The organism is Roseivivax sediminis, assembly GCF_900112685.1.
Classification (GTDB): Bacteria; Pseudomonadota; Alphaproteobacteria; order Rhodobacterales; family Rhodobacteraceae; genus Roseivivax; species Roseivivax sediminis.
The window spans coordinates 45,847-52,616 of the sequence record NZ_FOMS01000020.1 but is presented as its reverse complement, the minus strand read 5'-3'; the positions used below and the strand labels follow the sequence as shown (position 1 = coordinate 52,616).

6 protein-coding genes are annotated in these 6,770 nt (G+C 56.4%); 4 read left to right on the top strand and 2 right to left on the bottom strand.

Annotated features, from left to right (window positions below):
* Positions 1-89: 89 nt before the first annotated feature.
* From F3H57_RS20975 to F3H57_RS20960, 4 genes are all read left to right on the top strand, one after another.
* The gene (locus F3H57_RS20975; protein WP_149758718.1) at positions 90-971 is read left to right on the top strand and encodes an ArdC family protein; all 882 of its coding nucleotides are present in this window, start codon (positions 90-92) and stop codon (positions 969-971) included.
* A gap of 615 nt (positions 972-1,586) precedes the next feature.
* Positions 1,587-3,185: an RcgA family putative transporter gene (locus tag F3H57_RS20970; protein WP_394349848.1), complete on the top strand. Its 1,599-nt coding sequence runs from the start codon at positions 1,587-1,589 to the stop codon at positions 3,183-3,185.
* Positions 3,169-4,119, top strand: a complete 951-nt coding sequence (locus F3H57_RS23020) for an alpha/beta hydrolase (protein WP_149758714.1) — start codon at positions 3,169-3,171, stop codon at positions 4,117-4,119. Before F3H57_RS20970 ends, F3H57_RS23020 begins: the two co-directional genes overlap by 17 nt.
* A 245-nt stretch (positions 4,120-4,364) precedes the next feature.
* Positions 4,365-4,844, top strand: coding sequence for a hypothetical protein (locus tag F3H57_RS20960; RefSeq protein ID WP_149758712.1), 480 nt, complete (start codon positions 4,365-4,367; stop codon positions 4,842-4,844).
* Between the two features lie 28 nt (positions 4,845-4,872).
* Here F3H57_RS20960 and F3H57_RS20955 read toward each other — a convergent pair whose 3' ends face one another.
* Both F3H57_RS20955 and F3H57_RS20950 read right to left on the bottom strand, forming a co-directional pair.
* Positions 4,873-5,577 carry a hypothetical protein gene (locus F3H57_RS20955; RefSeq protein ID WP_149758710.1) on the bottom strand — a complete coding sequence of 235 codons (705 nt, stop codon included), beginning with the start codon at positions 5,575-5,577 and terminating at the stop codon, positions 4,873-4,875.
* Complete coding sequence (locus F3H57_RS20950; RefSeq protein ID WP_149758708.1) at positions 5,577-6,356, bottom strand: ParA family protein; 780 nt, start codon at positions 6,354-6,356, stop codon at positions 5,577-5,579. Before F3H57_RS20950 ends, F3H57_RS20955 begins: the two co-directional genes overlap by 1 nt.
* Positions 6,357-6,770 lie beyond the last annotated feature (414 nt).

Sequence of the window (6,770 nt, the reverse complement as noted above, 5' to 3'; positions counted from 1 at the left end):
TTTTCGGTCGGATCAGGTGGCCGAGGCGCAGCCCATCGGCGGAACGAGGGCACCTAGACCCCGCCGCCTCACCACGAAGGAGGCCACAAATGGCTAAATCAAAATTCGATGTTTACCAGCACGTTACCAACGAAATCATTGCGCAGATCGAGGCAGGCACGCCGCCGTGGCGCAAGCCGTGGACCGGCGGCGGTGGTGGCGCGCATATGCCCTTGCGGTTCAACGCCGAGGAATATCGCGGCATCAATGTCCTGATGTTGTGGGCGACCGCTTCCGCGAAGGGCTACACGTCCGCGCGCTGGATGACCTACCGGCAGGCGCAGGAGCTTGGCGGGCAGGTCCGCAAGGGCGAGAAATCCGCAACGGTGGTCAAATATGGGACCATTGAGAAGGAGAACGAGGACGGCGACGAGCAGCGCATCCCCTATTGCCGCGCTTACCGCGTTTTCAACGCCGACCAGATCGAAGGCTTGGCCGATGAGTTCTATATCCGGCCCGAGCCGCCGCGCGACCTTGGCACCGAGGCCGACCCCGAGCTTGAGGCTTTCTTTGCCCGCTCCGGTGCGGCCATCGAGACGAGCGACCAGCCGCGCGCCTTCTACGACCTCCGCCGCGACGTGATCCACATGCCGCCAATTGCAACCTTCCACGCCGCGCAAGGCTACTACGGGACGCTAGCCCATGAGCTGACCCACTGGACCGGCGCCGACAAGCGGCTGGAACGCTTCAAGCGGTTCAATGACCGGAAAGCCTACGCCTTCGAGGAATTGGTCGCAGAGATCGGCGCTTGCATGTTGGGCGTGCAGATCGGTGTTGAACCCGAGTTCGACCAGTCCGCCGCGTATGTCGAAGGCTGGCTGCAAGCCATGAAGGACGATAAGCGCGCGATCTTCCGAGCCGCGTCCGAGGCTCAGAAGGCCGTGGATTTCATCATGTCCAAAGGCGAGGTTGAAACCAAGGAGGCCGCGTAAGCGGCCCCCTCTCCCTGTCCCTACAGGAGCCCCGCTTTCGGCGGGGCTCATTTTTTCGCGGGTTGGGGTCAGCGTCTACGCCGCCGACCCCAACCCGCGAGGGCCGGGCTCATGCCCGGCCGGGGCGGCTGGGATCGGCTCTTCCGCGATCGTCCCCGCCTTGAATGAATCCGGCCGTTCCCACGCCACTTCGGACTGTCCGGTGTTCCATTGGAACCTAGTTCCCAGGAATGTCCTTTCGCCCGTCCGATGCAGCTCGAACACTTTCGAGACCGGAAAGGCGTACATCTTTGGTGGCAGCATCATTGACGTCCCTTAGTCGAAGCCTCAGCGCCCGGCGGCTCCGGCGCTCCTGACGGTGCGCCGGGGCCGCTCAGGCACTAGGATCGGTAGGGGGTGCGGTCTGAGGACCATCGGCCGAGCCTAAAGCCCGGACTTCCTACGCTGACCGCGCGCGGGCACTTGGTTGCCATGCAACCTTTCGCGGCCGCCGGCCGTACTAAGCGGACCACCGCCACTACCTTTCCTGCGCGATGGATGCCTTGTGACACGTTGCTAGATCACGTAACACAACGAAGGGTTGCGAATTAGAACGAAATACCGTCGTGCAAAGCCTTGATAGTAAACGGTAAATATTATGTAGCTCCGCCTACCGATGACCCGGACATCAAGGAGCTTTTGAGGCGTTTGGCCGCCGCGGGAGCGGGGCGCGACGTTGATGCCGAAGGTTTGCCACCAGGACCGTGGACACCAGAGCAACTTGCGGGCGCCATATCCCAGATTGGAAAGAACCGCTCAGGCATTGAGCTGCGAACAGTACAGCTTTGGTTTCAAGACAACCAAAAAGGTATAAGCGCCCAAAACATCCGATGGCTCGCTAGAATTTTCGGTTGCGGCGACACTCATGCGACCAGCGAATGGCAGGTTGCTCTTTCCGCCGCTCAATCGAGAACGACGTCCAAGCGCCGGGAGAAACGCGCTGCCAGCCCGACCCCGGAAACCGTTGTTGATCGTGAGAACAGACAGACACCAGATGCGATCAATGATGTGGAAACGCCCCGTGGCGAAGCAAAAAACCTCGCTTTAATAACGGACGAGCTTTTTAAAGGACCTTCACTAACATTACCTATCATCGTTTGGGTGTGCTGTGGAACACTATGGTTCGTAGCATATGCCGTGGGCACTCATGATATTACATATAGAGTATCTGATAGTTTCCCTAAGCAAGTTGGTTTCTTTTGGTCGCCTTCTTGGATCATTGGAGAAATGATCCTCCTTCCGATGGTCTTGATGAGCGTCAGTGATACGCTAAAGAGTTGGACAGGACCATCGCGAAATAGTTTGCTGAGCGCTATAAACAGTTCGCCACAGTCCTGGGGACGTCGACTTGTAGAACACTCTCTAGCCTTCAAGCTAATTCTCGTGGTCTGCACCGTCGGTATTTTCTTCTTGCAGTGGGCGGGTGTTTACCTGCTCCCCTTGCTCGATGGCGAGACTGACTCGTCAATGATAGACTGGTTGCTGGTCGCAATAAAGCGTCCGGATGTGATATCAACACCTGCAGCGATCATGGTATCCTTTCTAGCCTTCTTGTACTCTGGCTTACTATATTGGCTATACTTTTCTTCGCTCCTGCTCTTGTATGTTGTTGTGAGCGACTTTTCCGATATCGTTGCTCTAAGAAGTTATCGCGAACTGGCGACTGTATCGGATTATGAAATTGGCGAGCACATACTATTAAGCCTATTTCGGTGTGCGGCCTTGGGATCGTTAATTGCACTAACAATCAAGGTTAATGCAGCATATCTACTAACTGATGCTGCGACAATCACGAAGTGGTTTGTCCATGACGCACAATACGCACTCGGATGGCATGAAGAGCCTTGGCGTTTCATTCACGACGATGCTTCGCCATTTTTTACAAGCTTTCTACTTTTAGTTCTAACCTGTAGTGTTTTTATGATATGTGCGAAACGGCTGCTAAAATCATTCGTGGCAGCGGATATTACAGGTGCTTATAATGCTTTAATGCGACGACAGCTTAGTTCGACGCTAATCAAGATGGCTTGCGTTCTTGGAGTATTAGCGCTTGGCTTCGGCAGCGCTGGCAGGTTCTATGGGTTCTCCATAGTCGTCTGTATAAGTGTAGTAACAGGTTTGTGGAGCTTGTCATGGAAACCTCGAATATCGGCAGAGGATGCGTATGGTGACTAAAGAAGCTCCGCTACATAGTGAGCTATCGGAGGCCCCGAATGACGGTCGTGCTTCCTGGTTGCAATCTGGCGATGGCGTGCACTTAAGGTTCGCCACGTGGAGTAACATTTCCAGTACCCTCGGCACCGTTTTTATATTCCCCGGTCGGTCAGACTATATCGAGATGTTCGGAGCTGCGGTCTCCGATTTTGTCGAGGAGGGCTATGCAGTTGCAGTTGTCGATTGGCGTGGGCATGGGTTGTCCCAACGTGTCGCTGAGGATCCATATGTTGGACATGTTAGCTGCTTCTTAGATTATCAAACTGACGTTTCTGCGGTTGTGTCATCGGCAAAGGAGCTAGGCCTCCCCGAGCCGTGGTACTTGATCGGTCATTCAATGGGTGCAGCTATTGCGCTCCGATCACTTAGTAGCGGCATGCCTGTAGCGGCAAGCGTTTTTACTGCTCCAATGTGGGGAATTAATCTTCCTTGGTATGAGAGGCTTGTTGCCAAGCCCGCTAGTTGGTTTGCAAAGCAGCTTGGTAAGGGAGAGGCTTATGCCCCCGGCGTTTCTAGACAAAGCTATGTTCAGAGAAATCCCTTTGAGGGCAACAAGCTGACGACGTCCTTAGACAATTATAACAGATGGGCCGCTCAAGGCGAGTTAGCATCTGAGCTGCATACCGGAGGCCCGAGTTTCGGATGGCTATATGCCGCACTCGGCGAGACACGCAAGTTGTCAAAGATCGCGTCACCATCTGTTCCTTCCATTGCGTTCTATGGTGACGAGGAGGCGTTTGTTAGTGTGCAAGCGATTCATGACCGCATGGCACGTTGGCCGAACGGTAAACTAGTACCGTTGGCCAACTGTAGGCATGAAATACTGTTAGAAACGCGGGAAGTGCGACAGGAAGTAGTACGTCAAGCCTGCGGCCTTTTTGCGGAGCATCGATAGTGCTCGTCTATGCCGCCGAGACGATGGACGGCGCACGACCGTGCTTAGACGACGCTGGTGTATATTAGACGACGCTGGTGTATAGGAGCAGCGGGACTAAAGGTGGCACGGTTTTGCGAGCACAGACCCTATAGTGGTCGCGGCTGGCAGCCAGGTCTCTCTCGCCCCTGCCCTGCTCTATTTCTTTTCTAGCCGTGATGCCCTAATGTCGGAAACATATGTTTCGTGTCATAAAGGGACGCCCAATGTGTAAAGCATCATTCTTGTCCCTCGCTCTTTGTTCTCTGCCGCTGGTCGCCACCGCCCAGCAGAACGGGTCAGACAGCGGGGACAAATCGACATCCAGCGGCCCGTTCGTCATAGAAGACGCCGCGTGGTCCGATAGTGTTGAACGGGGTCTTTCCGTTCATGATCTTGAAGCTTCCGGAGCTGCTGTGCAGCTCGTCTGTGATCCGGATAGAGTTTTCGGGCCGAAGTCCAATGGATCATTCGCGGTCGCCCTGCCCTCTGGGGCTCAGCCGACACAGATCGTCGTTCTGGCTCAGAACGGAGAGCAAGCTGCCCTTCAACTGACTGAGAACCGGGCTGCGCAAATGGATACCAACCCGGATCAGTGGTCCGCGCTGGTTGCCATCCTCCAAGAGAACACCGAGTTCGCGGTTGTCAGCTCGGACGACGCCGTGACTTGGCAGGTTGAAGCACCGATCAGCGGTCCATGCGAGTAAGGACCAGTGCGCTGCTAAAGAGGCGGCGCTACGACGCCGCCTCTTTCTCCCATTCTTTCAACGCTTCAAGCGCCAAGTGCCGGAACACGGCCGACACAATACGGTAGTCCGAGATCAGATTTAGCCGGTCGTTCATCCCGGTTCGGATGGCAGCGAAAACGGCCTCCGATGCGAAGGCGTTCGCTCTGATACCAGAAGCGCCCTCCCCTTTTGTTGCATCCAGTTGATGCTTGCTTTCTGACCCCAGCGTCTCGGCTTGCTGCACGGTCATCCCGTTGAAGCGGTCTCTTGCATTCTTCAACAGAGCTTTCTCGACGTCCTGCCACGGTACTTCGAGCCGATCCGCAACGGCTTGAAGCTGCGCCCGCTCGGCTGGCAACCATTGCACCAACCCGTTGCGCTTCTTCTTGGGCCCAAGCTCCGTAGCCCGCTGTGCGCCGCGCCGCGAAGGCCCAGGATTCTCGACGGCCTCGGGTTTTGTCTCTGCCTCGGGTGTCTGCGCTACCTCTGTCGATCCTTGTCGTTTGGGCTTTCGGTTCACCGCCGGCGCTTGGCTCTCGGCGGCCTCCGACGTTTTCGTTGGCTCGGCGTTCTGTGCCGCTGCTTTCTCATCCCTTCCGGCCTCCGACGATATATAAGCGCGTGCACTCTCTTGCCGACTCTTCACCGCGGAGAGTTCCGATTGGTTCTTTGCTGCATAGCTGACACGCCGAACGGGCTTGGTCTTAGCCATTATGCTTCCTCCGGCTCCGGAACCGTCGCAAGAAGCTCGTCCAGAAGAGCTTCGGCAGCGGCGATTTGATCTCGCATGTTTCGAGCGGTCAGTTTTCCGCTCGACTGAGCTGCTGCTGCATCGGCCGCGATACTTAGCGGGCCCCAAGCGGCAATCTCGATCCAATACTTCGAGTAAGGAATGATGGTGGACGCATGAGGAAGCGACGCAATGGCGTCCAAGACCTCTCTGTCTCGGGGGTTGAGGGCGGAAATATCGAGATCGCCGGTTAGCACGGCCATCATCTTCGACTGTACGGCCGTCAGCACCGTTCGCATTTGTGGGGCATCCGCCGCGTTCTCAAGCGTGTCCACAATCGCCGCGAACCATTCGACCGTCTGTTCCGCCTTCTTGAAATCGGCCTGCTCTGGCCGGGTCGGGATAAGAACCAGATCGGTTGCCAGGATCAGGTCTTCCGTATCCTGATGCGCGCCGGGTCTGGTGTCGATGAGGAAGAGATCGCATCCCTCCCCTTCTTTCTGTGCGATGATTTCATACAGTTCTTCGATGGTCGTCGGCGGACCTGCCACGGTCAACTTGTCAGACGGCCATTCTGGTTTCTCCAAGTTGCCCCAGGGGGCGGTACGGAACCGCTCGGGCCAGTCCGACGCCTGCGGGTCGGTGTCCATGTCGATCAAGTGCACCTTCATGTTCTTCGCCAACGCCGCAGACGCCAGAACACGGATCAGTGTGGTCTTTCCCGATCCGCCCTTCATCATCATGGTTGAGATACTTTTCATGCTCGATCCCTCTTAGCGGTTTCCGATGCCTGCTTTCCGCTGTTCGGCTGTTCTGGGCGTCCGTCGTTCCGGTTCCGTGCGGGTCCGCCCTTCCGCTAATACGAGTATCAGTTATTCGGCGTGTCCGCTAGTCAGTAAGTCAGCTTTTACGCGGTTCCGTGTATCCGTGTATCCGTGTATCCGTGTATCCGTGTTTCCGCCGTTCCGCTAGTCCGTGCTTCCGCATGTCCGTTACTGCGCTCGTCCGCTTATCCGCGTCTCCGCGTATCGTGCATTCCGATATTCCGTTGTTCCGTTGTTCCGCGTATCCGCTGTTCCGTGAAGTTGTCGGTCGGGTTGTCCGCGTGGCCGTGGTTCCGCGCTTCCGCTAGTCCGCAGTTCTGTTGTTCCGCCGTTTTACCTCTCAGAATTGCC

Bases quoted from the DNA above. Each gene is read 5' to 3' on its own strand.
- F3H57_RS20955 (WP_149758710.1), bottom strand. From the start codon at position 5,577: ATGGCTAAGACCAAGCCCGTTCGGCGTGTCAGCTATGCAGCAAAGAAC.
- F3H57_RS20960 (WP_149758712.1), top strand. From the start codon at position 4,365: ATGTGTAAAGCATCATTCTTGTCCCTCGCTCTTTGTTCTCTGCCGCTG.
- F3H57_RS20975 (WP_149758718.1), top strand. From the start codon at position 90: ATGGCTAAATCAAAATTCGATGTTTACCAGCACGTTACCAACGAAATC.
- F3H57_RS23020 (WP_149758714.1), top strand. From the start codon at position 3,169: ATGCGTATGGTGACTAAAGAAGCTCCGCTACATAGTGAGCTATCGGAG.
- F3H57_RS20950 (WP_149758708.1), bottom strand. From the start codon at position 6,356: ATGAAAAGTATCTCAACCATGATGATGAAGGGCGGATCGGGAAAGACC.